This is a genomic window from Marinomonas mediterranea MMB-1 (assembly GCF_000192865.1).
GTDB classification, from domain to species: Bacteria; Pseudomonadota; Gammaproteobacteria; order Pseudomonadales; family Marinomonadaceae; genus Marinomonas; species Marinomonas mediterranea.
Genome location: NC_015276.1, coordinates 1,723,683 through 1,749,776, shown reverse-complemented (window position 1 = coordinate 1,749,776; position 26,094 = coordinate 1,723,683). Strand labels below are relative to the sequence as shown.

At 45.0% G+C, this 26,094-nt stretch carries 22 protein-coding genes and 17 tRNA genes; 10 read left to right on the top strand and 29 right to left on the bottom strand.

Annotated elements, in window-relative coordinates; all coding sequences use genetic code 11:
• The first annotated feature begins 58 nt into the window (after positions 1 to 58).
• Positions 59 to 1,777, top strand: coding sequence for an ABC transporter ATP-binding protein (locus tag MARME_RS07960; protein ID WP_013660738.1), 1,719 nt, complete (start codon positions 59 to 61; stop codon positions 1,775 to 1,777).
• Positions 1,774 to 3,486 (top strand): ABC transporter ATP-binding protein, encoded by a 1,713-nt coding sequence (locus MARME_RS07955; RefSeq protein ID WP_013660737.1) that lies wholly within the window; start codon positions 1,774 to 1,776, stop codon positions 3,484 to 3,486. The genes MARME_RS07960 and MARME_RS07955 overlap by 4 nt, the downstream gene beginning before the upstream one ends.
• 173 nt (positions 3,487 to 3,659) lie before the next feature.
• Here the strand turns inward: MARME_RS07955 and MARME_RS07950 are convergent, their stop codons facing one another.
• The 6 genes from MARME_RS07950 to MARME_RS07925 all read right to left on the bottom strand — a co-directional run bounded on the left by MARME_RS07950 (position 3,660) and on the right by MARME_RS07925 (position 9,558).
• Positions 3,660 to 4,370, bottom strand: a complete 711-nt coding sequence (locus MARME_RS07950) for an ABC transporter ATP-binding protein (RefSeq protein ID WP_013660736.1) — start codon at positions 4,368 to 4,370, stop codon at positions 3,660 to 3,662.
• Positions 4,370 to 5,131 (bottom strand): ABC transporter ATP-binding protein, encoded by a 762-nt coding sequence (locus MARME_RS07945; protein ID WP_013660735.1) that lies wholly within the window; start codon positions 5,129 to 5,131, stop codon positions 4,370 to 4,372. The genes MARME_RS07950 and MARME_RS07945 overlap by 1 nt, the downstream gene beginning before the upstream one ends.
• Positions 5,121 to 6,089: a branched-chain amino acid ABC transporter permease gene (locus tag MARME_RS07940; RefSeq protein WP_013660734.1), complete on the bottom strand. Its 969-nt coding sequence runs from the start codon at positions 6,087 to 6,089 to the stop codon at positions 5,121 to 5,123. Before MARME_RS07940 ends, MARME_RS07945 begins: the two co-directional genes overlap by 11 nt.
• 15 nt (positions 6,090 to 6,104) lie before the next feature.
• Positions 6,105 to 6,968 carry a branched-chain amino acid ABC transporter permease gene (locus MARME_RS07935; protein ID WP_013660733.1) on the bottom strand — a complete coding sequence of 288 codons (864 nt, stop codon included), beginning with the start codon at positions 6,966 to 6,968 and terminating at the stop codon, positions 6,105 to 6,107.
• Between the two features lie 142 nt (positions 6,969 to 7,110).
• The gene (locus MARME_RS07930) at positions 7,111 to 8,286 is read right to left on the bottom strand and encodes an ABC transporter substrate-binding protein (protein ID WP_013660732.1); all 1,176 of its coding nucleotides are present in this window, start codon (positions 8,284 to 8,286) and stop codon (positions 7,111 to 7,113) included.
• A gap of 309 nt (positions 8,287 to 8,595) precedes the next feature.
• On the bottom strand, positions 8,596 to 9,558 hold the full coding sequence (locus MARME_RS07925; RefSeq protein WP_013660731.1) for an AraC family transcriptional regulator: 963 nt from the start codon (positions 9,556 to 9,558) through the stop codon (positions 8,596 to 8,598).
• Between the two features lie 331 nt (positions 9,559 to 9,889).
• On the opposite strand from MARME_RS07925, the gene benA reads away from it, so the two are divergent.
• The 6 genes from benA (at position 9,890) to MARME_RS07895 (ending at position 15,472) form a co-directional block, all read left to right on the top strand.
• Entirely contained in the window at positions 9,890 to 11,236 is a 1,347-nt protein-coding gene (benA, locus tag MARME_RS07920) for a benzoate 1,2-dioxygenase large subunit (protein ID WP_013660730.1), read from the top strand.
• A 10-nt stretch (positions 11,237 to 11,246) separates the two neighbouring features.
• Positions 11,247 to 11,741 (top strand): benzoate 1,2-dioxygenase small subunit, encoded by a 495-nt coding sequence (gene benB / locus MARME_RS07915; RefSeq protein WP_013660729.1) that lies wholly within the window; start codon positions 11,247 to 11,249, stop codon positions 11,739 to 11,741.
• A gap of 102 nt (positions 11,742 to 11,843) precedes the next feature.
• A complete protein-coding gene (gene benC / locus MARME_RS07910; RefSeq protein ID WP_013660728.1) occupies positions 11,844 to 12,860 on the top strand; it encodes a benzoate 1,2-dioxygenase electron transfer component BenC in 1,017 nt (338 codons plus the stop codon).
• 11 nt (positions 12,861 to 12,871) lie between these two features.
• On the top strand, positions 12,872 to 13,657 hold the full coding sequence (locus MARME_RS07905; RefSeq protein ID WP_013660727.1) for a 1,6-dihydroxycyclohexa-2,4-diene-1-carboxylate dehydrogenase: 786 nt from the start codon (positions 12,872 to 12,874) through the stop codon (positions 13,655 to 13,657).
• 180 nt (positions 13,658 to 13,837) lie between these two features.
• Positions 13,838 to 14,236, top strand: a complete 399-nt coding sequence (locus MARME_RS07900) for a RidA family protein (RefSeq protein ID WP_013660726.1) — start codon at positions 13,838 to 13,840, stop codon at positions 14,234 to 14,236.
• A gap of 54 nt (positions 14,237 to 14,290) precedes the next feature.
• A complete protein-coding gene (locus MARME_RS07895; RefSeq protein WP_013660725.1) occupies positions 14,291 to 15,472 on the top strand; it encodes a benzoate/H(+) symporter BenE family transporter in 1,182 nt (393 codons plus the stop codon).
• 166 nt (positions 15,473 to 15,638) lie between these two features.
• Here the strand turns inward: MARME_RS07895 and MARME_RS07890 are convergent, their stop codons facing one another.
• From MARME_RS07890 to queA, 22 genes are all read right to left on the bottom strand, one after another.
• Positions 15,639 to 15,983 (bottom strand): LysR family transcriptional regulator, encoded by a 345-nt coding sequence (locus tag MARME_RS07890; RefSeq protein WP_041647817.1) that lies wholly within the window; start codon positions 15,981 to 15,983, stop codon positions 15,639 to 15,641.
• Positions 15,984 to 16,383: 400 nt separating this feature from the next.
• Positions 16,384 to 16,459 (bottom strand) — tRNA-Val (locus MARME_RS07885).
• 48 nt (positions 16,460 to 16,507) lie between these two features.
• Positions 16,508 to 16,584 (bottom strand) — tRNA-Asp (locus MARME_RS07880).
• 48 nt (positions 16,585 to 16,632) lie between these two features.
• Positions 16,633 to 16,708 (bottom strand) — tRNA-Val (locus tag MARME_RS07875).
• A 46-nt stretch (positions 16,709 to 16,754) separates the two neighbouring features.
• Positions 16,755 to 16,831, bottom strand: a tRNA-Asp gene (locus MARME_RS07870).
• 48 nt (positions 16,832 to 16,879) lie between these two features.
• Positions 16,880 to 16,955: transfer RNA gene (locus tag MARME_RS07865), tRNA-Val, on the bottom strand.
• Positions 16,956 to 17,001: 46 nt separating this feature from the next.
• A tRNA-Asp gene (locus MARME_RS07860) sits at positions 17,002 to 17,078 on the bottom strand.
• A 48-nt stretch (positions 17,079 to 17,126) separates the two neighbouring features.
• Positions 17,127 to 17,202: transfer RNA gene (locus tag MARME_RS07855), tRNA-Val, on the bottom strand.
• A 46-nt stretch (positions 17,203 to 17,248) separates the two neighbouring features.
• A tRNA-Asp gene (locus tag MARME_RS07850) sits at positions 17,249 to 17,325 on the bottom strand.
• Between the two features lie 48 nt (positions 17,326 to 17,373).
• Positions 17,374 to 17,449: transfer RNA gene (locus MARME_RS07845), tRNA-Val, on the bottom strand.
• Positions 17,450 to 17,495: 46 nt separating this feature from the next.
• A tRNA-Asp gene (locus MARME_RS07840) sits at positions 17,496 to 17,572 on the bottom strand.
• 48 nt (positions 17,573 to 17,620) lie between these two features.
• Positions 17,621 to 17,696: transfer RNA gene (locus MARME_RS07835), tRNA-Val, on the bottom strand.
• Between the two features lie 40 nt (positions 17,697 to 17,736).
• Positions 17,737 to 17,812, bottom strand: a tRNA-Thr gene (locus tag MARME_RS07830).
• 20 nt (positions 17,813 to 17,832) lie between these two features.
• Positions 17,833 to 17,908, bottom strand: a tRNA-Thr gene (locus MARME_RS07825).
• A gap of 49 nt (positions 17,909 to 17,957) precedes the next feature.
• A tRNA-Thr gene (locus MARME_RS07820) sits at positions 17,958 to 18,033 on the bottom strand.
• A gap of 35 nt (positions 18,034 to 18,068) precedes the next feature.
• Positions 18,069 to 18,144, bottom strand: a tRNA-Thr gene (locus MARME_RS07815).
• Positions 18,145 to 18,155: 11 nt separating this feature from the next.
• Positions 18,156 to 18,232: transfer RNA gene (locus MARME_RS07810), tRNA-Pro, on the bottom strand.
• A 282-nt stretch (positions 18,233 to 18,514) separates the two neighbouring features.
• Entirely contained in the window at positions 18,515 to 19,429 is a 915-nt protein-coding gene (gene secF, locus MARME_RS07805; protein WP_013660724.1) for a protein translocase subunit SecF, read from the bottom strand.
• A gap of 9 nt (positions 19,430 to 19,438) precedes the next feature.
• On the bottom strand, positions 19,439 to 21,292 hold the full coding sequence (gene secD / locus MARME_RS07800) for a protein translocase subunit SecD (protein WP_013660723.1): 1,854 nt from the start codon (positions 21,290 to 21,292) through the stop codon (positions 19,439 to 19,441).
• Positions 21,293 to 21,368: 76 nt separating this feature from the next.
• On the bottom strand, positions 21,369 to 21,695 hold the full coding sequence (gene yajC, locus MARME_RS07795; RefSeq protein ID WP_013660722.1) for a preprotein translocase subunit YajC: 327 nt from the start codon (positions 21,693 to 21,695) through the stop codon (positions 21,369 to 21,371).
• Between the two features lie 109 nt (positions 21,696 to 21,804).
• A complete protein-coding gene (gene tgt / locus MARME_RS07790; RefSeq protein WP_190273431.1) occupies positions 21,805 to 22,923 on the bottom strand; it encodes a tRNA guanosine(34) transglycosylase Tgt in 1,119 nt (372 codons plus the stop codon).
• A gap of 32 nt (positions 22,924 to 22,955) precedes the next feature.
• A complete protein-coding gene (gene queA / locus MARME_RS07785; protein ID WP_013660720.1) occupies positions 22,956 to 24,017 on the bottom strand; it encodes a tRNA preQ1(34) S-adenosylmethionine ribosyltransferase-isomerase QueA in 1,062 nt (353 codons plus the stop codon).
• A gap of 193 nt (positions 24,018 to 24,210) precedes the next feature.
• On the opposite strand from queA, the gene MARME_RS07780 reads away from it, so the two are divergent.
• Positions 24,211 to 24,295, top strand: a tRNA-Leu gene (locus MARME_RS07780).
• A 58-nt stretch (positions 24,296 to 24,353) separates the two neighbouring features.
• Here the strand turns inward: MARME_RS07780 and MARME_RS07775 are convergent.
• On the bottom strand, positions 24,354 to 25,256 hold the full coding sequence (locus tag MARME_RS07775; protein WP_013660719.1) for a hypothetical protein: 903 nt from the start codon (positions 25,254 to 25,256) through the stop codon (positions 24,354 to 24,356).
• A gap of 317 nt (positions 25,257 to 25,573) precedes the next feature.
• Here MARME_RS07775 and ectA point away from each other — a divergent pair, with 317 nt between their 5' ends.
• The gene (gene ectA / locus MARME_RS07770; protein WP_013660717.1) at positions 25,574 to 26,077 is read left to right on the top strand and encodes a diaminobutyrate acetyltransferase; all 504 of its coding nucleotides are present in this window, start codon (positions 25,574 to 25,576) and stop codon (positions 26,075 to 26,077) included.
• Positions 26,078 to 26,094 lie beyond the last annotated feature (17 nt).

Sequence of the window (26,094 nt, the reverse complement as noted above, 5' to 3'; positions counted from 1 at the left end):
AGGCTAGGGATACGTTTCTTGAATAAAGAAAACATACTTGGATAAACGGAGATGAGCTATGCCATCATCACGCGATAATAAATCATCGCATACGGTTCGTGGACTAAATACTGACAGCCACTTTTCCTTGCTTTGGTCACTGATTCGAGCCGAAAAAAATTGTTTTTCGCTAGGCTTGTTGACTGCTGTTGCGGCGTGCGTAGCGGAGGTGTCTGTTTATGTGATCATGATGCTCGCTGCCAATGCCGTTGCAGAACATGCGCCTCATACACTTTTTATCCTAACGGGACTAATGGCTCTGTTATTAATAACGCGCTTGGGCCTGTTAAGTTCGGCCTACTGGCTTTGCCATTTAGCAGCTTACCGCGTTGTGCAAAATATTAGAGAAGTCACGCTTTGCCACATCACCACACTGCCTCTGGATAAACTGTCCCAATGGCACCGTTCAGACATCGAAAAAAGCGTCTTACGTGATACAAACAAACTCACGTTGTTACTTGCGCATTATGGCGTTGAGACCTTTTGTTTGGTTATTCAGCCATTGCTCTTTATTGGGTTGATCGCGTGGATAGACTGGAAACTCGCATTAATTGCTCTTACACCACTGCCCATCGCATTGTTATTGCAACGTCGTATTATGCGAGATTTTCCTAAAAGACAAGCTCAGTACAACAAAAGCGTTTCTCGTATTGATCAGGCGGTGTTTGATTTCGTTCAAGGGGCAGCGGTATTAAAACAATTCCTCAAAGATCAAACTTCTCTGTTACAGCTCGACCATGCAATGAAAGAGCACCATGATTTAATGATGTCGTATACTCGACAGCTAATACGGGGCTGGAGCTTGTTTACGACGCTGTCTCGTAGCTCTGTGTATGTGACCGTGCCTTCTGCGATTTGGTTTTGGCACCAACAAAACATAAACACGATTGAGCTTGTCTTGGTGAGCGTTCTCAGCCTTGCGCTAATGAAGCCTTGGCTATTAGCCACTCAAATGCAGGGGAAAACGTTAGACGCTTTCGACGCGTTAAATAAGCTTTTGCCATTACTTCAAGCCACGGCGAAACATACAATACGCTTGCCCACGCCAACGCACTGGAAATTGTCTGCCGAACACATTCAATTAAACATTGGCGAACGAGTTTTAATCAGCGACCTCAACTTTCACTTGAAAAAAGGGCAACGCCTCGCCATAACGGGCAAGTCTGGATGCGGAAAGTCCTCGTTAGCAAAAAGCTTAATGGGTGCGTTATCCTTGCAACAAGGCTACTGGTCACTGGATGGCAACCGCTTAGATCAATGCAGTGAAGCGCAACGAGCACAATGGATCGCCATTGCCGAACAACATACCTTTTTGTTTCGAGGCTCCCTAAGAGACAACCTTCTACTTGAGAGAGTAAAGCACACCTCGGATCAATTTCTCTATCAAGTACTTGATATTTGCGTGCTTAGAAAGGTGATTGAACAACTTCCAAATGGACTCGATACTGATATAGGGGAAGCCAGTCGATTGTTAAGCGGTGGTGAGACGCAACGCATCGGATTGGCTCGTGCCTTACTCAGAAACACCCCGATTCTCATTATGGACGAAGTCACGTCTCATTTAGATAGCATCACAGAACGACATCTATTAGAAACGCTGTCCGATATTTTTCCAGATCAGACACAAATCCTCATTTCACACAGATCAACGACTCAGCACTACTGCGATTTCACTTTGTCTTTACCGGATACAACATTGACAAAACCGTTCAGTAACGTAGAGGAAACAACACTATGATGCATTTATTAAAACTGCTGAACGCCAACCATATTTCATACCGCTCGCTCAATCTAGGCATTGGCCTCAAGGTTCTCGAAGAGCTCATAGATTTACTGCCGTTATTGCTTGTGGTGTGGCTTTTAAGCTCACAACACACGATGGATTCACAGACCTTTCTAGTCATCGTTGTGGCAATGCTCTTCGCCTTAATACTAAAGTGGGTTTGCGCGCAGGCGGGTGGCTATTTAAATTTCACAGAGTCGTATAAGGCCACCAATACTCTGCGGAGTATTTTGCTTGATCACTTACGTCGCCTACCTCTGAACCTTCTACTAGGCAAACGCGCCGGTCAATGGCAACGGTTATTTACGACTCAATTTAAACAGTTTGAAGAAGTGTTTTCGCACCTTCTCGCGGATGTCATTGCGCATATTCTCTGTCTAATCGTCCTTGTCATAATAGTCGCCTATCTTGCTCCTATTCTCGCGATTTCTGTTCTTGCACCACTCCCGATTGCCATCGCTTTGTATTATTGGTTGTCTCGCTACTTCACCCCCTCCATTAAGGAAGATAGCCACGAACAAGCTCAAACAAGCAGTCAACTGTTTGAATACATTCATGGACTTACTACGTTAAAACACTTTGCCGTGACTGATTTATTGCTTTCTCCTTTGGTTAACCGGCTACAGGCTTTACGCCAATCTGGCTTGAAGATAGAAAAAACGGGCGGTATAACAAGTCAATTACCAGGGCTTATCGCACAAGCAGGGATAGTAAGCTTTTTGTTAGCCAGCGCTTTGATCACGGCAAGCGGTGAACTGGATCTCACTATCTGGCTAATGTGCGCCCTATTAAGCTTATACATGATGCAAATACAGCATACATTGAGTATGTTGATACCCGAATTGGCTGTATTAACCACCGCCTCGAAAGCGTTATTTGATCTACAGCAGCTCCCGACTCAAGCATTGGAAGGTCAACATATTGAACATTTTGATATTCAAGTTCAGCAGCTTTCTTTTTGTTACGCGCAAAACCCACCCACGCTTCACAATATATCGCTTAACATTCCCAAAGGGAGCTTCTTCGCCATCGTCGGTGCCTCAGGCAGTGGAAAAAGTACGTTATTGAGCCTATTAGCAGGCTTTCAACCGTCTTCAAGCGGTCAGGTTTGCATTGATAATACAAATATTGACGATATTGGTTCTCGCCACCTTTACCAAAACTTACTGCACGTTGACCAACATATACAATTATTCAGTGGGAGCATCCGAGAAAACTTGCTCATCGCAGACCCAAACGCCAGTGACTCCATTTTAATGTCAACGTTGAGCAAGGTTGGCTTACATACATTCATTGATAGTTTGCCCGATGGATTGAATCACCCAATAGGAGAAAACGGCTTGTTTTTATCAGGTGGTGAAAAGCAACGTTTAGGCCTTGCCCGAGCCTTGCTGCGTAACGCAAACATTCTTTTATTAGACGAACCGACTTCTGCGCTTGATCAAACCACCGAGCAACACGTGCTAGAGAATATTCATCGCAGCTATGAAGGAAAAACCATCGTGATGATCGCGCATCGGCTCAATACCATTCGGTATGCAGATCAAATTGTATTAATGGATAAAGGTCAGATCATCGCGGTCGGAACGCACACGGAACTTCTTAAAACGTCACCTGATTATCAAAAGCTCGTCAATCATAGCGACAAGGCGACTACCTTATAACGCATCTCGGCGCTCAGCGATAGACCTTGATCTAGTAGACCTACTTCAGCCGTATTGCTTTTTAAAGGCTTTGGAAAAGTGACTAACATTGGCGTAACCCACAAGATTGCCGTATATATCAACTCACCCGTGACCTTTGCGCTATTCGGTGACAATACATAAAACCTACACCATCACACCCCCAAATACCCCTCAACTTCAGCAAAGTTAGACTGCAATTGCTCTGCGTCGAGGTTCATGACGACTTTCCCTTTGACAAGTACCACATGACGATCACAGAGCCCTTGTAGTACTTGAATGTTTTTGTCGACAATGATGGTCGAGATGCCGCTGTCTTTTATCGTTCGGATCACGTCCCAAATCTCTTTGCGGATGAGTGGCGCAAGCCCTTCTGTTGCTTCGTCGAGTATCAATAGCTCTGGGTTGGTCACAAGCGCTCGACCTATCGCTAACATTTGCTGTTCGCCGCCGGACAGTTGTGTGCCTAAATTTGACAGTCGTTCTTTTAGCCTAGGAAATGTATCAAGTACTCGGTCGTAGTCCCACACATTTTCTCCTTGATTATTGGCTCGAGCGGCCACTTGCAAATGCTCGTCAACGGTTAAGTTATGAAACATTCCTCGACCTTCTGGGACGTAAGCAATGTCTCGCTTAATACGCTGCCAAGTGGCAAGATCGGTGATGTTCTCTCCCTTAAACGACACGGTGCCACTTCGGGGGGTGACAAGACCTAAAATGGATTTTAAGGTGGTGGTTTTTCCCATCCCATTTCGCCCCATTAAACTTAGGGCTTGGCCGGGATCCAGCGAAAAGCTAACGCCGTGTAACACATGACTTTCACCGTACAAGCTGTGAAGACTTTTTACTTCCAATAGATTACTCATCAATACACCTCGTCGCCTTGCCCAAGATAGGCTTCTTTTACACGCGGATCCTCTTTTACTTCATCCACACTTCCTGTTACCAAATGCTGCCCGTCTACCATGACGGTCAATTGGTCCGACAATTCAAAAATGGCGTCCATGTCGTGTTCAACCAATACGATGCAGTACTCTTTTTTAAGACGACTAAGCAATTCGATAATCAGCTGTGATTCTTCATGCCCCATGCCAGCCATCGGTTCATCAAGTAATAAAACCTCTGGCGAGGTTGCCAATACCATGGCGATTTCGAGCTGTCTTTGCTCGCCATAGCTTATTTGTGATGCGATGTGATCACGACGCAGACCTAGCCCGACTTTTTCTAAGGCTTGGGTTGCGATCTCGTCGAGCATTTTCTGAGAGTATCGCGAACGAAACAGATTAAAGCTGCCGCCCATTAAGCGCTGCACGGCGACACAGCAATTTTCCAAACAGGTCGTGTTGTTGTAGATATTGGTTTTTTGAAAACTGCGCCCAATGCCGCGACGAGCAAATTCAAACGGTTTTATCGAGCTTATCGATTCTCCTCGATGAAGGATCTTGCCACTGGTCGGTTTATAATGACCACATAGCATATTCAACAATGTACTTTTTCCTGCGCCATTTGGGCCCACGATGCCGTGAAGCTGGTTGTCATAAAATTCTAACGACAAATCATCTAACGCTTTCAGTCCATCCCAGTATTTGCATAAACCCTCTGTTTCTAGAATGACATTATTTTCCATCACGTTTCTCCACAAGGTCCTCTAAGAAGCCAGCAATGCCCTTTTTAAAGACCATCACCATAGTGATGATCAACCCACCCATAAACAACAACCAATGTTCGGTTACGTGCTCTAAAAGATACTGCAAACCTTCAAATACCAGTGTTCCTAAAATCGCCCCGTAGATACTGCCCATTCCGCCTAGAATCGACATAACAAGCGCGGTACCTGAGGTTGTCCAAGACAGCATTGAAGGGTTGACGAAACCGTACTGCAAGGTGAATAAATACCCAGCGTAAGCGCCCAATGCCGAGGCAATCACATAGCTCACCAATCGGTAAACAAAGATGTTATAGCCCAACGCAACAGTGCGTCCGGGGTTCACGTGAATAGCGTCCACAAGTCGGCCAAATCGAGACCGAATCAGTACTTTAAAAAAGAGCAGAGAATTAAATAACGACAGCAAACAGAGGTAGTAAAAATGGGTTGGATTGTCCAAATCAAATAGGCTTAATCCAAATATGCTGGTCTCTGGCTTAACGTAAACAAACACACCATCGGTACCACCAAAATCAATGGAGTCAGAAAAGTAATAAAACGTCATTTGTGCAAACGCGAGGGTGATCATAATCATATAGATGCCACTGGTGCGTAACACTAAAAAACCAATAACAAAGGCGACTAAGCTGGAAATCGCGCAAATATAAAACGTATATACCCAAAAATTCACTGCTTCGTACTCAGGCGCGATCATCACAAAAAGATAACCGCCTAAGCCGTAAAACATCGCGTGACCCAATGTAATTAACCCACACTTGCCGACTAGATAGTCGAGTGACATGACAAAGATCGATAGAATCATGATGGTCGTTAGCTTGTTTACGTAATACTCGTTTTGTTCAAGCAACATCGGCATCAGCAAGGCTAATGGAAAAAACACCCAGACAAACAGCCGCTCGGCCCGTTTATTCAACAACATAACCACACCTCCAAATTAAGAAGAAAACAAACCTTGAGGCTTTATTAAAAGAATGAAGGCCATGAAAATATAAATCATCATACTGGAAAGCTCGGGGACTAAAACGGACGCAAAGGTATCCACCAGCCCGACCATGAGCGCACCAATAAATGCCCCTTTGATCGATCCCATGCCACCGATAACCACCACCACAAAGCAGGTGATCAAGATATGTTCACCCATACCGGGCACAATCGAGCTGATCGGTGCCGCGACAACACCCGCTACCGCCGACAGCATGACGCCAATTGCAAAGACAATGGTGTAAAGTCGGTTGATATCGATGCCTAAACATTCGACCATTTCTCGGTCAGATTCACCGGCGCGAATCAACATGCCTAAGCGTGTTTTGTTGATCACGTAGTACATGCCCACCGCGACCACCACGCAGAACAAGGCCACAAAAATTCGGTAAACCGGATATTCGATAATGCCTGTCAAAGGGATAGAGGCGGACAGTGCTTCTGGAACATCGACGCCCAAAGGATCATTGCCCCATAGGAGCCCCTGCATTGCGTTAAATACAAAAATCATCCCAATCGTGAGCAAGACTTGATCGAGATGATTCCGTTTATACAAGCGACGAATCAGCGTTCGCTCTACGACAAAACCGATTAACAAAGCAATGACAGCGGAGATCGCCGCGCTGGCGGCGAAACTGCCTGTTTGCTGAACAAAATACCAAGCAAGATAGGCCCCAACCATAAACATTGAACCATGAGCCAAGTTCAGTATCCCCATGACACCAAAGACCAATGTAAGACCGGAAGCGATCAAGAAAAGTAACAGCCCGTACTGAAGACCATTGATCAGCTGCACGAAAAAAAGTGTGCTATCCATCAAAAAAACCTACCACGTTAAGAAGAAACTCTTTGTTTAAGAATTGCTTTTAAGTTGTTTGATCGTTGCTTTAGGGCCGCGTCAAAAGCACTTAAGAAAAGTGACTCAACCCCTCTAAAGCAACGTAAACCGCTAAAATTTTTTACATCAAGCAACCACGGGCTGGGTCTTCAAGGTCCGGCGCCGCCAGTTTTACGACTTGGTTTTCGCCATTTTCAACACGACGAAGGTAGACATTTTGAATGGGGTTATGCGCTTTGGAGAACGTGAAATCGCCACGTGGGCTTTTTATTTTGGTGTTTTCTAAGGCGTTAATCAGCGCTTTTTGATCGCTAATATCACCATTTAGTGCGTTTACTGCACTGGCTATCATCAAGCCAGTATCGTAGCCCTGCACCGCGTATAAGTCGGAAGGCTTACCAAACTTCTCGCTGTAATTTTTACGAAATGCGTTGTTTTCAGCATTGTCGAGCGGGTCAGCATAGTGAAGTGTCGTGAGCACACCTTCAGCGGAATCACCTTGTGCAGCAAGGGTTCCCTCCGTTAAGAAGCCTGCACCAAGCAATGGAATTTTGCCTTTCAAGCCCATCGCGTCATAGTCTTTAACAAACTTCACCGCGCCACCGCCCGCAAAGAAGACAAAGACCGCATCGGGCTGAATAGAGCCGATTTCAGATAAATAGGATTGAAATTCTGTTTTTGGAAAAGGAATCAGCATTTTCTTAACGATCTCGCCCCCACCAGAGGTAAAGGACTCTTCAAATGCATCGAGGCTTTCTTTACCAAAGCCGTAGTTCCAGCTCAGAGTGACGACTTTTTTAAATCCTTGCTCTAAAGCGATTTTGCCCATCGGGTAGGAAGGCTGCCAAGCGGAAAAAGACGTTCGGAAAATGTTGGGCGCACACAATGGCCCTGTTGCGGCATTCGCCCCTGCATTTGGAATGATCATAATCGTGTCTTTCTTTTTCAATACTTTGATCATTCCCATCGCGACGCCGGAATGCACCGGACCAATAATAAAATCGGCATGAGATTTATTTAACAAGGAATTCGCGATTTCGGGCGCTCGGGAAGGTTTTGCCTCTGTGTCCATTTCGATGAATTCAATATCACGCCCTTTTAGATCCTCAGCGTGTTCCTGTAACGCCATTTTCAGTCCATTTCTAGTCGCTTCACCTAGCCCCCCATAGACGCCACTAAAGGGCAACATAACACCAACTTTAATGGGACCCTGATCAGCGGCAATCACGGAGCTACTGAGACTGACAAGCGACATTCCTAATAAAGCAGTATTCAGAATCTTATTTTTATTTTTCATTCTTGGCCTCTACAAAGCATTTATTATTAGACGCTATTGATTAAAGAGAAGACCAGACAATATAAATAGCCAATAGGTGCAGAACGCTATCCAAAAAATGCAGCCATCGGATAAATCACCTTTATTGATGTTTGAACTGGTTGAATTAAAAACGTCATATCTCAATTGAGATAATCAGTGCGACACAGCAACCTAGAATTCAACAAACGACAGCTCACCAAGCACTGACTCAGCAAACAACAACTCAGTTAAGGAAGGTGATATCAAGGCAGGCAGAATAAGAAGTCCCTTTCTTATTCACGGGTTTACTTATCGACGCTTTAGGGTTTCAGAAGGCAGCTCTGAAAACATTTTTCGGTAATCAGACGAAAAGCGCCCAAGGTGGGAAAAGCCATAATCCAGCGCAATTTCGGTGATATTTCGTATGTTGTTGTTTGTGATGATTTCTTGTCTTAGGTGTTTTAGTTTAGATTGTTTAATGAAGACTTTTGGCGTTATGTGGTAGTGCTTGGCAAATAGGTTATAGACCTTTCGAACGCTGATGTGCCCTACGTTTGCCAACTCTTCTACTCCAATATCCTCTTTGATATTTTCTTCAATATGTTGAAGTAACGCGGTGAAATTTCGGTCGTTTGGGTCTGAATCTAAAAGAGCTGGGGTATTATTGTCGAACTGTTGAAATAGCTTGCGAATAAGCAGGTCACGATAAGGCAATTGCATCTGCAATAAATCGAGTTCCGCGTCGTTTGCTTCGTGTAAGATCGCGCCCATCAGGCTGAGAAAACCCAACGACTTGTCTAATTCAATGACCTTTCGTTCAAACAGAATCCCGGAGCTTGAAATCACTCTATTTTGCTCTAAACACAGATCTCGAATAAAGGTTTGGGGGACTTTGACGATGATTTTTTCACAGTCAGCAGAGTAAGAAATATCCATTTTCTCGTGTGGGTTCATCATCAACGCTTGGCCTGGCTTTAACAGTAAAGATTCTTCTTCAAATTGCCAGCAACATTGTCCACGGGTGACGACTTGAAAGTGGTAAATGTCATTCAAATCCGCACAGTGAATTTTAACTTCGTTACCATAATGGATGGAAGAGAGGCCTAATTCAGCAAAATCTCGGTGCTTTAGTTGAGAGCAGAATTCGTCTGAATCCCTAACAGACTCAGGCAACAAAGTATGATGTCCAATGTGGCTGTTTATGTAGTCTGATACTTCTAGCGGATGAGCCTGATTAAAAATAACGGCATTGCTTAGCGCATTAGCAAACATAGTTGACGACCATTTTTTAATTATTATTAGTTATTTTTATGTTAGGGGAACTTTGTGACTCTAGCAACACCTATGAAAAAACGCGCCTTCTGCTTTCCCTCCTCAAACTCTCTTCTGTCTGCCATCTCACAGCCCCGTCAATTTACTTTCTAGTCGACTCAAACAGTAGTCGCTTCAAACAAGTTGAGCTCGACACCCCGTGTTATTGTTAATATGCCCATTGTTTCAACTTGAACGCTTTTTTGCAGATAAAGGATAGAGAAAAACACAAGCTGGATAGTGACCCTCAATCTCAAAGCCTAACCTGTTTATAAATCAGGAGGGCATGACAATGCATAACGAACTTATTACAAAAATAAAAAGTATGATGGAAGTCGATACAGACAAAGGTCTTTATCGCGCACGTCGAGATATGTTTACTGATCCAGAACTGTTTGACCTTGAGATGAAGCACATTTTTGAAGGCAACTGGATTTATCTGGCTCATGAAAGCCAAATTCCAAATAAGAACGACTTTTTCACTGGCTATATGGGACGCCAACCCATTTTTATTACTCGCAATAAAGACGACGAGCTGAATTGTTTTATCAATGCGTGTAGCCACAGAGGCGCGATGCTTTGTCGGACAAAAAAAGGCAACAAGTCCGTAATGACCTGCCCTTTCCACGGTTGGAGTTTCAACAACTCAGGTAAGCTGATTAAGGTAAAAGACGCGACAGACGCGGGTTATCCTGCTTCGTTTAACTGTGATGGCTCGCATAATCTAAAAAAAGTCGCGTGCTTTGAGTCTTATCGAGGCTTCTTGTTCGGCAGTATCAATCCCGATGTTAAACCCCTGACCGAACACCTTGGCGAAGCGGCGAAAATCATCGATATGATTGTCGACCAATCACCACAAGGGTTAGAAGTACTCAGAGGCTCCTCCACCTATACCTATGATGGCAACTGGAAGATGCAAGCCGAAAACGGCGCGGATGGCTATCATGTGTCTTCCGTGCATTGGAACTATGTTGCCACTACTTCACGACGTAAATTAGGCCCAGTGGAAGATGAAACCAAAGCCATGGATGCAAGCACTTGGAACAAGCAACAAGGTGGCTTCTACGCGTTTGAACAGGGTCATATTTTACTATGGCTGCGCTGGCCTAACCCCGAAGATCGGCCATTAGCAGAACGCCGCGCGGCGCTTGAAAAAGACTTTGGTGTCGAAAAAGCAGACTGGATGATCTCTAACCTTCGCAATTTATGCCTCTACCCTAACGTCTTTTTAATGGATCAATTCAGCTCTCAAATTCGGACCTTCCGCCCTATCTCGGCCAACCAAACGGAAGTGACGATTTATTGCATTGCCCCTAAAGGCGAAAGCGATACCGCTCGTGCTCAACGCATCCGTCAATATGAAGATTTCTTTAACGCTTCCGGTATGGCGACACCAGACGATTTAGAAGAATTCCGCTCGTGTCAGCAAGGCTTTCTTGCGTCTGACCTTCCTTGGAATGATTTGTCTCGGGGTGCTGAGCACTGGGTGAAAGGGCCAGATGAAGCCGCAGAGAAGATTAATTTAAACCCGCTTCTGAGCGGTAGAAAGTCCGAAGACGAAGGCCTGTTTAAAACTCAGCATCAATATTGGGTCGAGACGATGACCAGTGCCATTCAAAAAGATAATGAGCAGCAATAAGGAGCACACCATGACGATTCAATACGATGAAGTACGTAATTTCCTATACGCGGAAGCTCGCTGCCTTGATGACAAACAATGGGATGAGTGGCTAACCTATTACCACCCTGAGGTGGATTACTGGATGCCCAGTTGGGACGACGACGGTGAGCTTGTTACCGACCCACAAAGAGAAGTGTCTCTTATGTACTACCCCCACAAGGGCGGTTTAGAAGATCGTATTTTTCGCATCAAAACCGAGCGCTCCAGCGCATCCAGTCTGCCGGAAGCCAGAACCAGCCATATGATCAATAATATCGAGATCATGAACAGCTCAGGGGACAGTACTGAGGTTCGCTACAACTGGTGCACCAACAGCTATCGATATCAAACCGTCGACACGTACTTTGGTACAACGTCTATCACCTTGGTCACGAATGAAGACGGTCAAATACAAATTAAGCGCAAGAAAATCATCTTGGTAAACGACTACATCCACCACGTTATCGATGTTTATCACGTTTAGCGAGACGGCGAACGCCGCGTTAATTTGGACTCAAAACACCGTATATTTTAGGTAACAGAATAACAAAAAGCCGCCCCATGAAAGGGGCTCAAGGTGATTTCTATGTATAAAATCGCACTCAATTTTGAAGACGGCGTCACCCGTTTTGTGCAAACACTTTCTGGAGAAACGGTTGCAGACGCAGCGTATCGCTCTGGCTTAAACATCCCCATGGATTGTCGCGACGGCGCTTGCGGAACCTGTAAATGCAAATCTGAATCAGGTCAATTTGAAATGGAAGGCTATATAGAAGATGCCTTATCCGACGAAGAAGTAGAAGCAGGAATGGTATTAACTTGCTGCATGCGATTAGAAACCGATTGCGCGATTTCGGTTCCAGCATCGTCAGAAGTGTGTGTCCGCAGTGCGCAAGAAGACATTACGGGGACAATTTTCGACATTAAACGTCTGTCAGATTCTACCCTCAGTTTTAGCATCGCGGGCGATCAAGTGCAGTCGATGAACTTCTTGCCTGGCCAGTATGTCAATGTCCATGTGCCAGAGACAGACCAAAAACGCGCCTATTCTTTTAGTTCGCTCGTTCAAAAAGAAAATGACGCCGCCTCCTTTCTGATACGTATGGTGCCAAACGGTCTCATGAGTACGTTTATGGCAGAAACAGCAAAGATAGGCGACAGCCTTACTTTGAGTGGCCCCTTTGGCAGTTTCTATTTGCGCGATATAAAGCGTCCCGTGTTAATGCTAGCGGGCGGTACCGGATTGGCCCCTTTTCTCGCCATGCTAGAGAGCATTAAGGCAACAGGAACAAATCACCCGATTCATCTCATCTATGGCGTTACCCACGATGCCGACTTAGTCGAAATGGAAAAGCTAGAAGCGCTGACGTCCACCATGGAGCAGGTTACTTTTAGTGCCTGTGTTGCATCTGAAGAGAGTAACTGGCCACTAAAGGGCTATGTCACTCAACATATTTCACCGTCTCATTTGAACGATGGCGATCTGGATATTTATCTGTGTGGACCACCGCCTATGGTCGAAGCAGTGAGTCAATTCATGAACGAAAAAGACATTACACCCGTTAACTTTTACTATGAAAAATTCGCCGCGAGCAGCCATTAAAGGAGGACAAGATGAGAGCACCCCGTTTCGAAAATAAGGTAGCTGTGGTGACTGGGTCAGCACAAAGCATTGGTCGCCAAGTGGCTCTGCAAATGGCACAGGAACATGCGACGTTAGTACTGCTGGATCGCTCAGAGCTGATTTACGATGTCGCGGAAGAAGCAAAAGCCGCAGGTGCGGAAGATGTGTTGGTTATTATTGCTGATTTAGAAAAATTTACCGACAGCCACAACGCCATAAACGCCTCTGTCGAAAAGTTCGGCCGGATTGATATTTTAATTAACAATGTGGGCGGTACTATTTGGGCCAAACCGTTTGAACATTATGAGGAAGCTCAAATTGAAGCGGAAATACGACGCTCACTCTACCCTACTTTGTGGTGTTGTCATGCTGTACTAGAGACGATGCAAAGACAAAAATCGGGCAACATAATCAATGTGTCTTCCATCGCGACCCGCAGCATCAACCGCACGCCCTACTCTGCCGCTAAGGGAGGCGTTAACGCCATGACCGCTTCTTTAGCCTTTGAAAATGCTAAACATGGGATTCGAGTGAACGCCGTAGCACCCGGCGGCACCGATGTCGGTGAGCGAAAAATACCCCGTAACCTAGAGGCAATGTCCGAACAAGAAAAAATTTGGTATCAAGAAATTGTCGACCAAACCATCGATTCATCGTTAATGGGTCGTTATAGCTCAACCGAGGAACAGGCGAATGTCATTTTGTTCTTCGCAAGCGACGAGTCTTCATACTTAACAGGTTCCCTTCTTCCCGTTGGCGGTGGCGATTTAGGTTAGCTATCTAGTTATTTAGCTAAGTTAGGCATCCAGCCCAGCTAGGTATCCAGCCAGCCACTCAATGAGTGGTTTGCCCTGTTTCAATACGTTGATACCAATTATTTTAAAACGGCGGTATTTGTAACGAAGGCTTTTTAATCAAGTGCTTTTAAACAAGCACTTTCGAAAGGAGATAAGGTGATGACGACAACAAAACGCAAAGCGATCGTACCAAAAGGAATGGAGTTTGTTCGCGATGATATTGGCTATGCGCCTGCTGTATTAGTAGGTAATACTCTCTACATATCAGGGCAAATAGGTCGAAATGCAGAGCGCCAATTGGTGGAAGATAGACGTCAGCAATTCATTCAATGTTTTGACAATATGAAAGCGGTACTGGAAGAAGCAGGTATGACGTTCAGCCATGTTGTCGAGGTAACAAGCTACCACACAGATATGAGAGACCTCCCGCTCTATATGGAAATACGCGACCTGTATTTTGGTGATTGTCTCCCTGCTTGGACCGCCATTGGCGCAGCGTCTTTGTGCGGTATCCCAGGGTATTTTCTGGAAGTGAAAGCCATCGCCGTAAAAACATAACCGGAACCATCAATTATATAACTCACTTTATAGCTAGGCTTAGGAGATGATCGTATGTTAAAAGACTTACACATATCCACAATAACAGCAGGATTAGTCGCGGTTCTTGTTTCCTATTCTGGACCCTTGGCGATTTTCTTCCAAGCGGCTAACAGCGCTAATATTTCACAAGAAATGATGACATCCTGGGTGTTCGCAATATCCATTGGCGCTGCGATCAGTGGCATTGCCCTTAGCATTTACTTTCGAATTCCGATTATTACCGCTTGGTCTGCTCCGGGAACGGCGTTACTTGTCACCTTGTTTCCCAACCTTAGTTTAAATGAGGCCGTTGGCGCCTATATTACCGCAGCGATTATCATCTTTTGCATCGGCATCAGTGGATGGTTTGACGCCGTTATTCGTTGGATTCCCAAAAGCGTTGCCGCCGCAATGATGGCCGGGATTCTATTCAACTTTGGAATCTCTGCCTTTCAGGCGTTCAACAGTGTTCCGGTTTTGACGTTTTTGATGCTTATTGGCTTTGTTGTTTTTAAAGCCATCAGTAAGACCTATTGTTTAATATTACTGGTTGTCTTATGCAGCATTTTATCTATTACTGTTTTACACGCCGATTTCAGCCACTTCACATGGCAATTAGCATCGCCTATTTGGATATCACCACAGTGGAGCTGGTCATCCACCTTTAGCCTCGCACTTCCGCTCGTCATTGTTAGTCTTACAGGGCAGTTCTTACCGGGGTTTACCATTCTAAAAACATTTAACTATCACGTACCGACCCGCCCCGTTATCAGTGTACTTGGGCTCGTCTCTCTCCCCATCGCTTTTTTTGGAGGGATAACCACCGTAATCGCTGCCATTACCGCTCCTATTTGCACCAGCCCAGATGCGCATCCAGACCACAATAAACGCTACATAGCTGGTATTTTCAATGGTGTTTTTTATCTAATAGGCGGTATTTTCGCTGGGAGTATTGTTCTGTTCTTTACTACTTTTCCAGCTCAAATGATCGCAATTATCGCAGGGTTGGCTCTACTTGGAGCAATATTTAATAGCCTTAGTCTAGCGTTAGAAGATAAATCTAATATTGATGCAGCGACTATTACATTTATGACAACTGCCTCTGGTATTCAACTACTTGGTATAGGATCCGCCTTTTGGGGCGTGGTACTCGGTACAGGCGTCTATACGCTGATAAGAGCCATGAGGACACAGAAAGCAAGGCAGGAATTATGAGACTGGTGTTCTTGCGTACTTTTAGAGAAGGCGAATAATTTTAACCGCTCTACCGAACGCCGATTAATCTCACCTTAGTTGTTTTCGATTCCAGCACTTTAATCCGACCTCTCTGACATAGTGAGCGGATGGATCACCGCGAGCGGAGTAATAGCTAATTGAGCGTCTAGTATGAACCTATTTGACGGAACGGAGGTCGGGTTCCTTGCATAGACTTGTTAGTAAAAGTCGAGATTTTATGGCACAACCAATAATTAGCGAGGCCCGGCGCACAGCTCACTATCAGCTCCCCCGTGACTTCCTCTCCATCGTTGACATGAGACGCCTCAAGCAAAATCATCAGTGCTTTTTTGGCTTCTATCGCGTAACTTTTGCCTTTCTGGGTTAGGACTAACCCCCGACCATCTCGTTTTGTTAATGGAAAACCAACCACATCTTCCAACATGCTTAACTGATGACTTACCGCACTGCGTGTAAGATTTAGCTCTTCTGCGGCGGCGGGCAATGCCACTCTAGCCCTATTTTTATAATACAGACGAATGAGACGAGATCCTATATTTCTCCCCTACGAGTAAGAGAGTCAAATAAGGAAAAATCGATATGACAAGGCTCTTAGGCGGGATTTAGCTGCCTATCAGTGCTTAAGGAGGGCGTGAACCAGTCTTATCAGATGTAGTGCTATAAGATGCTGCTATACGAGAGACAGGCGATTGCATGCTGCTCTTATGCACTTTCAGAGAGCGCTGTGTAGAGAGTACGACGTGCATAGAGAAGCTTATTAGGCGAATAATTTAAATCGTTCTAAGGAACGAATAAAACAAGATTAGGAATGACACGATATAGAAATGATTTGTGACTAGAACAGTCAAAGAGGATGTTCAAATAATTAGAAGTAAATCGGAGATTAATACTGGTGGGTGTGGAGAGGTTCGAACTCCCGACATTCGCCTTGTAAGGGCGACGCTCTCCCAACTGAGCTACACACCCGCTTAAGCTATGATTAGCTTTTGCGTATCCATTTTCTGAGAAAGAAAATGGCGGAACGGACGGGACTCGAACCCGCGACCCCCTGCGTGACAGGCAGGTATTCTAACCAACTGAACTACCGCTCCAGATCTATTTAACTTTCACTTACCTTCGTAAGCCCACTGTCAAATAAGTGGTGGGTGTGGAGAGGTTCGAACTCCCGACATTCGCCTTGTAAGGGCGACGCTCTCCCAACTGAGCTACACACCCGCTTGAGCTATTGCTAGCTTTTGCGTTTTACATCCTCTAAAGAAGATGGCGGAACGGACGGGACTCGAACCCGCGACCCCCTGCGTGACAGGCAGGTATTCTAACCAACTGAACTACCGCTCCAGATCTATTTAACTTTTACTTACCTTCGTAAGCCCACTGTCAAATAAGTGGTGGGTGTGGAGAGGTTCGAACTCCCGACATTCGCCTTGTAAGGGCGACGCTCTCCCAACTGAGCTACACACCCGCTTGAGCTATTGCTAGCTTTTGCGTTTTACATCCTCTAAATAAGATGGCGGAACGGACGGGACTCGAACCCGCGACCCCCTGCGTGACAGGCAGGTATTCTAACCAACTGAACTACCGCTCCAGATCTATTTAACTTTCACTTACCTTCGTAAGCCCACTGTCAAATAAGTGGTGGGTGTGGAGAGGTTCGAACTCCCGACATTCGCCTTGTAAGGGCGACGCTCTCCCAACTGAGCTACACACCCGCTTGAGCTATTGCTAGCTTTTGCGTTTTACATCCTCTAAAGAAGATGGCGGAACGGACGGGACTCGAACCCGCGACCCCCTGCGTGACAGGCAGGTATTCTAACCAACTGAACTACCGCTCCAGATCTATTTAACTTTTACTTACCTTCGTAAGCCCACTGTCAAATAAGTGGTGGGTGTGGAGAGGTTCGAACTCCCGACATTCGCCTTGTAAGGGCGACGCTCTCCCAACTGAGCTACACACCCGCTTAAGCTATTGCTAGCTTTTGCGTTTTACATCCTCTAAAGAAGATGGCGGAACGGACGGGACTCGAACCCGCGACCCCCTGCGTGACAGGCAGGTATTCTAACCAACTGAACTACCGCTCCATATCTATTTAACTTTTACTTACCTTCATAAGCCCACTGTCAAATAAGTGGTGGGTGTGGAGAGGTTCGAACTCCCGACATTCGCCTTGTAAGGGCGACGCTCTCCCAACTGAGCTACACACCCGTTTGAGCTATTGCTAGCTTATGGGGAAACATCAATCGCATGGTGCCGGCACCAAGAGTCGAACTCGGGACCCTCTGATTACAAGTCAGATGCTCTACCAACTGAGCTATACCGGCAGATATGTTTTGCGATGTAATGGTGCCGGCACCAAGAGTCGAACTCGGGACCCTCTGATTACAAGTCAGATGCTCTACCAACTGAGCTATACCGGCAAACATGCTTTATTTCTTTTACAAACTCGGCGAGAAACTCGCTTAGAGATGGTGCCGGCACCAAGAGTCGAACTCGGGACCCTCTGATTACAAGTCAGATGCTCTACCAACTGAGCTATACCGGCATAAAGAACTAAAACAAATTGTATTTACCAAGAAATGGTGCCGACACCAAGAGTCGAACTCGGGACCCTCTGATTACAAGTCAGATGCTCTACCAACTGAGCTATATCGGCTTTTCCGTTTCTGGTCGGGACGGCAGGATTTGAACCTGCGACCACTAGCACCCCATGCTAGTGCGCTACCAGGCTGCGCTACGCCCCGCACGCTGAACAAGACACTGTCTCTGTCAGCGGGTGCGTATATTACTATATGAATCTGAAAAGGGAAGAGTTTTTTGCGTTTTTTTTAACTTTTATATCAAAATCTGCGGAATTGGATAGGATTCATCCAATTCAAACGCCAAACATCAATTATCGCCTATAAATGAACCACTTAACTTATGAAAATGGTCAAATCCTAGACATTAAAAAAGGCTTGCGAATGATTTCAGCAAGCCTTTTTTGTTCTATGCCATTCAGAGCTTATTAGGCCCTTACGAAGGAACTAAGGTAACTCGTCTTCCAGCTCTTCTTTTGGTGCTGGAATAAGATCTTCTTTCTTAATGTTTTGAGCCAACAATAAGTTCGCAGCAACAAAGATAGAAGAGTATGTACCGATCACGATACCCACCAACAAGGCAAACGAGAAGTTATTAATGGCTTCTCCGCCAAACAAGAAGAGAACCACCAATACAAACAAGGTTGTCATCGATGTAATAATCGTACGACCTAGTGTTTGGTTAATGGACTCATTAATCAGCTCTTCAGGCTCTGTTTCACGCATGATCCTAAAGTTTTCACGGATTCGGTCACATACTACGATGGTATCGTTGAGCGAGTAACCAATCACGGCCAATAGCGCCGCCAAAACAGTCAGGTCGAACTCTATTTCAAACAAAGAGAACACACCTAATGTGATCACTACATCGTGCGCCAATGCCGCGACAGACGCAATAGAGAACTTAAATTGGAAACGCACTGCAACGTAAAGCATTACGATTGCCAAGGCCAGCAACATGCCCAGACCACCCTGCTCTCTCAGCTCCTCGCCCACTTGCGCCCCGACGAACTCAGAACGCTGTAAAGAAACACCGACTTTGCCGTTCTCTTTTAACGCAACCAGTACTTCGTCGCCTAATGTCGCTGTGTATGAGTTCGCCATACGCACAACTACATCGGTAGGAGAACCGAAGTTCTGAACAACAACGTCACTGTAATTATTCTGAGCCAATACCGCTCGGACATCATCCAAGTTTGGCGCTTCGTCATATTTAACTTCAACCAGCGTACCGCCGGTAAAATCTAGACCGAATTGCAAACCTTTCGTCGCAAGCGATCCGATGGAAATCAGGATCAGTAGCACCGAAAACATAGCAACGATTTTGCGCATTGCCATAAAGGGTATATTTGTTACTTTCATCTTCTACTCCTAAATGTACAAGCGCTTGTTTTTGCGGCCGCCATAAACAAGGTTAACTTGTGCTCTCGTTACCACAATCGCTGTAAACATTGAGGTCAAAATACCCAATGATAGCGTCACGGCAAACCCTTTTACCGGCCCTGTACCCACAGCAAACAGGATAACAGCAACCAGCAATGTCGTGATATTAGCATCAAATATTGTCGTAAACGCTCGGTTAAAGCCTGAATGAATGGCCTGCTGACTCGGCAAACCGTTCGCAAGCTCTTCTTTAATCCGCGAGAATATGAGTACGTTTGCGTCGACCGCCATACCCATTGTCAATACGATCCCGGCTATACCTGGCAAGGTTAAGGTTGCGGACATTAAAGACATGAAAGCCATCAACAATACGATGTTCAGAATCAAAGACACATTCGCAAACACACCGAATACTTTGTAGTAAATCAGCATGAATAACATCACAACCAACATACCAATCTGAGCAGAGGTCACACCCAATTTTATGTTTTCAGCACCTAAGCTTGGACCAATTGTGCGTTCTTCGACAAAGTAGATTGGCGCAGCCAATGCACCTGCGCGAAGTAGCAAAGCCAATTCTGATGATTCACGAGGGCTGTCTAGACCGGTAATACGGAAAGAGTTACCCAAGGTCGTTTGAATCGTGGCCAATGAAATAATGCCTTTTTCACTGTAACTACGACGCACTTCTTTTAACGAGCCGTCTTCTTGTTCTACAAAGCGAGAACGACTTTTATGCTCAATAAACACAACCGCCATATTTCGGCCAACAGCAGATCGCGTTACTTTCGCCATCTGTTTGCCGCCTTTTGAGTCTAGGCTGATGTTTACCTGCGGACGTCCATTCTCATCAAATGAGGAGTTCGCATCTGAGACACTGTCACCTGTTATGATGATGTCTTTCTCTAATTGCGCGGTACGACCACTGCCATTACGGAAGGTTAGCGTTTCGGTATCAGAAGCATTTGCGTCTAGACCCGCTTCTAAACGAAACTCTAGGTTTGCCGTTGCACCGATAATACGTTTCGCTGCCGCTGTATCCTGCACACCAGGAAGCTCTACAACAATACGATTACTACCTTGACGCTGCACTAACGGTTCCGCCACACCAAGTTCGTTAACTCGGTTACGAAGTGTCGTTAAGTTCTGCTCTAATGCATACGCTTCGATTTCTTTCTGTTCGGCCTCACTAAAGCCGATCGTCAAGAAGAAGCTTTTTCCGTCTTCCACAGTACGGTATAGATAATCGCCAAAATCATCTTTTAACAGTGACTCAGCTAAATCACGATCAGAATCTTTTAGGAAACGAATCGACATCACACCATCTTTGATTTCAACACTGCGATAACGGATACGTTCTTTTCGAAGTGCAGCCTTCATTTCACTACCAGCAACCTCTAAACGTTGCTTAAGCGCTGCCGGAGTATCCACTTCCAATAAGAAATGCACACCACCGCGAAGGTCCAAACCTAGTTTAGCGGGACCTGCACCGAGTGACGCTAACCAATCCGGCGTTGTTGGCACCAAATTTAGCGCGGTGACATAACCATCACCTAATGCTGCAGCTATAACTGGCTTCGCTGCCAATTGGTCCTCACCGTTATCGAAACGCAAGGTACCACCAGCAGAGGTCAATTCTGCTGCTTTTAATTCTATTCCAGCTTTATCAAGCGCATTTCGTGCTGTTTTTAACGTTCGCTCATCTACTGTGCTGGTCGCTTTTTGGGTCGAAATTTGTAGGGCTGGATCATCTGGATATAAATTGGGCAATGCGTAAACTACGCCAAACACCAATACGGCCAAGATGAGCAGGTACTTCCACAAGGGATACTTGTTGAGCATGAAAGATCCTTTACACTGGATAATGTTACGGTATTAAAACAAGAAAGCGCCCTCTATCGGGCGCTTTCTCACCATATTAAATGGATTTCAGCGTTCCTTTCGGAAGAACGGAAGTAACAGATGCTTTTTGAAATTTCATTTCAACTTCGTCTGATACTTCTAGAACAATGTAGTTGTCGTCTACTTTGGTTACTTTACCAAGAATACCGCCGCTTGTTACCACTTCAGTTCCTTTCGCCAAAGAAGCAATCAAGTTGCGATGCTCTTTTGCACGTTTTGCTTGTGGGCGCCACATCAAGAAATAGAAAATGATAACGAAGCCGACAAGTAGGACAATATTAAATATGCCTGCGTCTGCTGGTGCGCCACCTTCAGCGTATGCTGGTGAGATCAATGCGATCATGGTGTTTACTCTCCAATGGTTTATGAAACTCTCGTCTCGCTATTTACAGTTACTAAACGCGAAACTATTACTATAAATACGACGCTTTTACTTAAATGCAAAAACGTTATTATTTAGACAAAGGCGGTGTTTCCATTCCGCGTTTTGCATAAAACTCATCAACAAAGGCGTCAAATCTACCTTCATCAAGCGCTGTGCGCAATCCTGCCATCAACGTTTGGTAATATCTCAGGTTATGAATGGTATTAAGTTGTGCACCTACCATTTCTTGACACTTATCTAGATGATGTAAATAAGCCCGAGAAAAGTTTTTACAAGTGTAACAATCACATTCTTCATCCAAAGGACGAGTATCGTGACGATTTTTAGCATTTCGGATACGAACAACGCCGTCAGATGTAAACAAGTGTCCGTTACGAGCATTTCGAGTTGGCATAACGCAGTCGAACATATCAACGCCACGTCGCACGCCTTCCACTAGATCCTCAGGCTTACCGACACCCATTAAGTATCTTGGTTTATCCTCTGGCATTTTGTGCGCCACATGATCAAGCACCTTCATCATTTCGTGCTTAGGCTCACCGACGGACAAACCACCGATCGCGTAACCATCAAAACCAATGTCTGTTAGCCCTTCCAACGATTCATCTCGAAGGTTTTCGTACATACTACCTTGGATAATACCGAACAATGCAGACGGGCTATCACCATGCGCATCTTTCGAACGCTGCGCCCAACGCAAACTCATGCGCATAGACTTAGCGGCTTCCGTTTCGGTTGCAGGGTAAGGTGTACATTCGTCAAAAATCATTACGATATCGGAGCCAAGCTCTCGCTGCACTTCCATCGAGATTTCAGGGTTTAAAAATACCTTGGAACCATCAACGGGAGAACGAAAACTCACACCATCTTCTGTGATTTTTCGCATTTCACCTAACGAAAACACTTGAAAACCACCAGAATCCGTCAGAATCGGTTTTTTCCACTGAGTAAAGTCATGCAAATCGCCATGCTCTTTAACCACTTCCGTTCCGGGACGTAACCATAGGTGGAACGTATTACCCAAGATGATGTCTGCACCGATCTCTTCGATGTCTTTTGTTAACATACCTTTAACGGTTCCATAGGTACCGACTGGCATGAAAGCGGGCGTTTCGACGTTGCCGCGTGGAAAGCTCAATGTCGCACGTCGCGCTTTGCCCGACGTTGCGTGAACTTCAAAGTCCATAAAACATTCTGGACGTTTTTCTGACATTTCTTTTATTCCTCTGACTGCGGACCGCTTGCTTCTGGGTTCCGCGTAATAAACATGGCATCACCGTAACTAAAGAAACGATACTTCTCGTCTACCGCTGCTTTGTAGGCTGCCATCACGTTTGAGTAACCTGCAAACGCACTGATTAACATAATGAGCGTGGATTCTGGCAAATGAAAGTTTGTCACCAACGCATCCACCGTTTTGAATTCATACCCTGGATAAATAAAGATGCTGGTATCATCCGCCATTGGCTCGATCTGCCCAGACTGACTCGCAGATTCTAGCGAACGAACACTGGTTGTCCCCACTGCGATTACGCGCTTACCATTCGCTTTTGCCTGTCGCACTTTATCGACAACCTCTTGCGAAACTTCGGCATACTCAGAATGCATGATATGGTCTTTAACATCGTCGACTTTTACAGGTTGGAATGTCCCCGCTCCTACGTGCAAAGTAACGAATGCCGTATCTACACCTTTCTCAGCGAGTTTCTCCAACAGCTCATCATCAAAATGCAAGCCAGCGGTTGGTGCTGCGACTGCGCCCGGTTTTTCATTGTATACCGTTTGGTATCGCTCCTGATCGCTGTCTTCATCAGGACGCTCAATATAAGGAGGCAATGGCATATGGCCTACTTTTTCGAGCACCTCTAAAACCGGATTCTCAAACTGTAAACGAAACAGATTAGCATCACGCTCAACCATTACCGCTTTGAAGGATTCGTTTCTGTCCGTACCAAGATAAAGTTCATTGCCGGGCTTTGGCGACTTACTCGCACGAACATGTGCCAGTATTTCGGTGGATGAAAGTAAGCGTTCGACAAGCACTTCAACCTTCCCACCTGACGCCTTTTGACCAAATACGCGCGCAGGGATAACGCGTGTGTTGTTAAACACCATTAGATCGCCAGGTTCAACCAAAGAAAGCACATCACTGAACACCCCATGCTTTAACTCTCCAGTTTGACCATGAAGCTGCAACAAACGACTCGACGAGCGTTCTGGCATCGGGTAACGAGCAATAAGCTCATCAGGTAAGTTGAAATGGTAATCGGATACTTTCATAAGGTTTCAATAACGGCAATCTAAAAAAACGACGCGGCATTTTAGCGAATTTCTTGTCCATTTGGTACGATTCAAGCGGAAAACCTGAATGAATAAACCTAGAAGGGCTTAATTAACGGCTTTTTTATAAAAAATTAAATTAAGCATTGACAGCCTTAAAGAAATCACGATAATACGCCTCACCTTTTTCAAAGCCAGTGTGATGGAATTGGTAGACATGACGGATTCAAAATCCGTTGCCTCACGGCGTGGCGGTTCGAGTCCGCCCACTGGTACCAAATTAAAAAAAAGCCCGTTAAGTTCGTTCTTAACGGGCTTTTTTTTAATTTGGTATTTTTACTTTTCTGAGAGTGATAAATTCGCCTCGTCTACTCGCACATATTCCCACTTACCAAGACTCTTATTCAATTGATAAAGAATCATTCCATCTTTATCGAACACCTCTTTAACCAAACGCTGTTTGGATCCAACCCCCTTCAAATTGCGAACCCAAACACCATTAATGTACTCCGTATTCACATATCTCGATTTACCTCGATAGTCTTTATATTCACAGACTCCAATCACAAACTTACAAGCTGAGTCCGAATAATATGGGATCAGATCACCCCCCTTGCCTACTCGATATAAAACACCATTTTTCCACGCTATGACATTTTCATAGGTCTTATCTTCCTCACCTACATATACGGAATAATAGAACGCAGCACCTTCTATTTTAGTAAGTGTCGCATTAAGCGGAACACTTAACTTTCCTTCCGTATCTGCAATTTGATTCTGCAGAATATACCTATGCCCCAAAGATAGATGGGAATGATCAAATTCCTGCTCATCCCCTGGAGCCAGAATTTTGTCTTTATACTTAATCAGCACTTGGTGCAACGCGTTAGATTCTGGCTCAGCCTTGAGCAAAGATTTTGAACTATAGTTAGCTTTACACGCTTCAAGACGATCACTGTTTTCAACCATTATTTCAGCGAGCTCATATTGAGCCGAGGAAGCCCTTCCTCTTACTAACTTACGTTTCAAACCATCAGGAGTAACCTCACTCAGCACATCCACTTGGCACGAACAAAACTCGTCATTCTCTTTATTTCTGATGGAACAAGTTAACTTATTCACAAACCTAAAATCTGCGTCTATTCTTTTCATTTGAGCCTCGGGGTCAGTAGCCCGACCAGCACAAGCGCTTAGAATAACGGCGAACACAACCAGAACAATAGATCTCGCATAACTCACAAAGACAATCTCCTACACAAAATTAATTCACCAACCATTAAATCATTACTAAACGCTAAAATCTCCCTATTAAACTTCCCTCATCCTCTTCCTTTTAGCTCAACCCAGCTAAAGACTCACTGAAAGCAAAAAGCCTCATTCAAAAGCACAGCCTCTAAGCCCCACGAAAATATGTTTTTAACTGTAATATTTCCTTCACTAATATTTTAAACTCAAATAAATACTCATTATATCCAGCAAAACCTTGATAAAAGACCAAAAATAGCCGTATCATTTATTTAGTACTCTAAATATTAAAATAAAAAGGAGCCTATTTTTTGCTAGAAAGTAGAGCAATTCGTTTCCATGAACCGATTCGTCTGAATGGCAAAGAGGTGTATGACCTCGTTAAGAACAGCCCTCCTCTGGATGAAAATTCCATGTATTGTAATTTTCTACAATGCGAGCATTTTTCTGATACCAGCGTCTGTGCAAAGCAAGGGGACACATTAGTCGGTTTTATTTCTGCGTATTTATTGCCCAATAACAACAACACCTTGTTTATTTGGCAGGTTGCTATCTCCAAGGAGGCCCGAGGACAAGGTCTGGCTCTCAAAATGATAGAGCACCTTCTGGAGCGCCTCCATCTCAAAAACGTATGCCACATAGAGACCACGATTACCCATGAAAACCAATCGTCTTGGCGCCTATTTGAAAAAGTGGCAAGCGCCCTATCTTGTGAGATCCACTCGTCTGAATGGTTAAACAAAGAAACCCATTTCCAAAGCCAACATAGCACTGAAATGCTCGTAAAAATTGGCCCTTTTCAAACCCAACACTAGTTACCGGAATCAATATT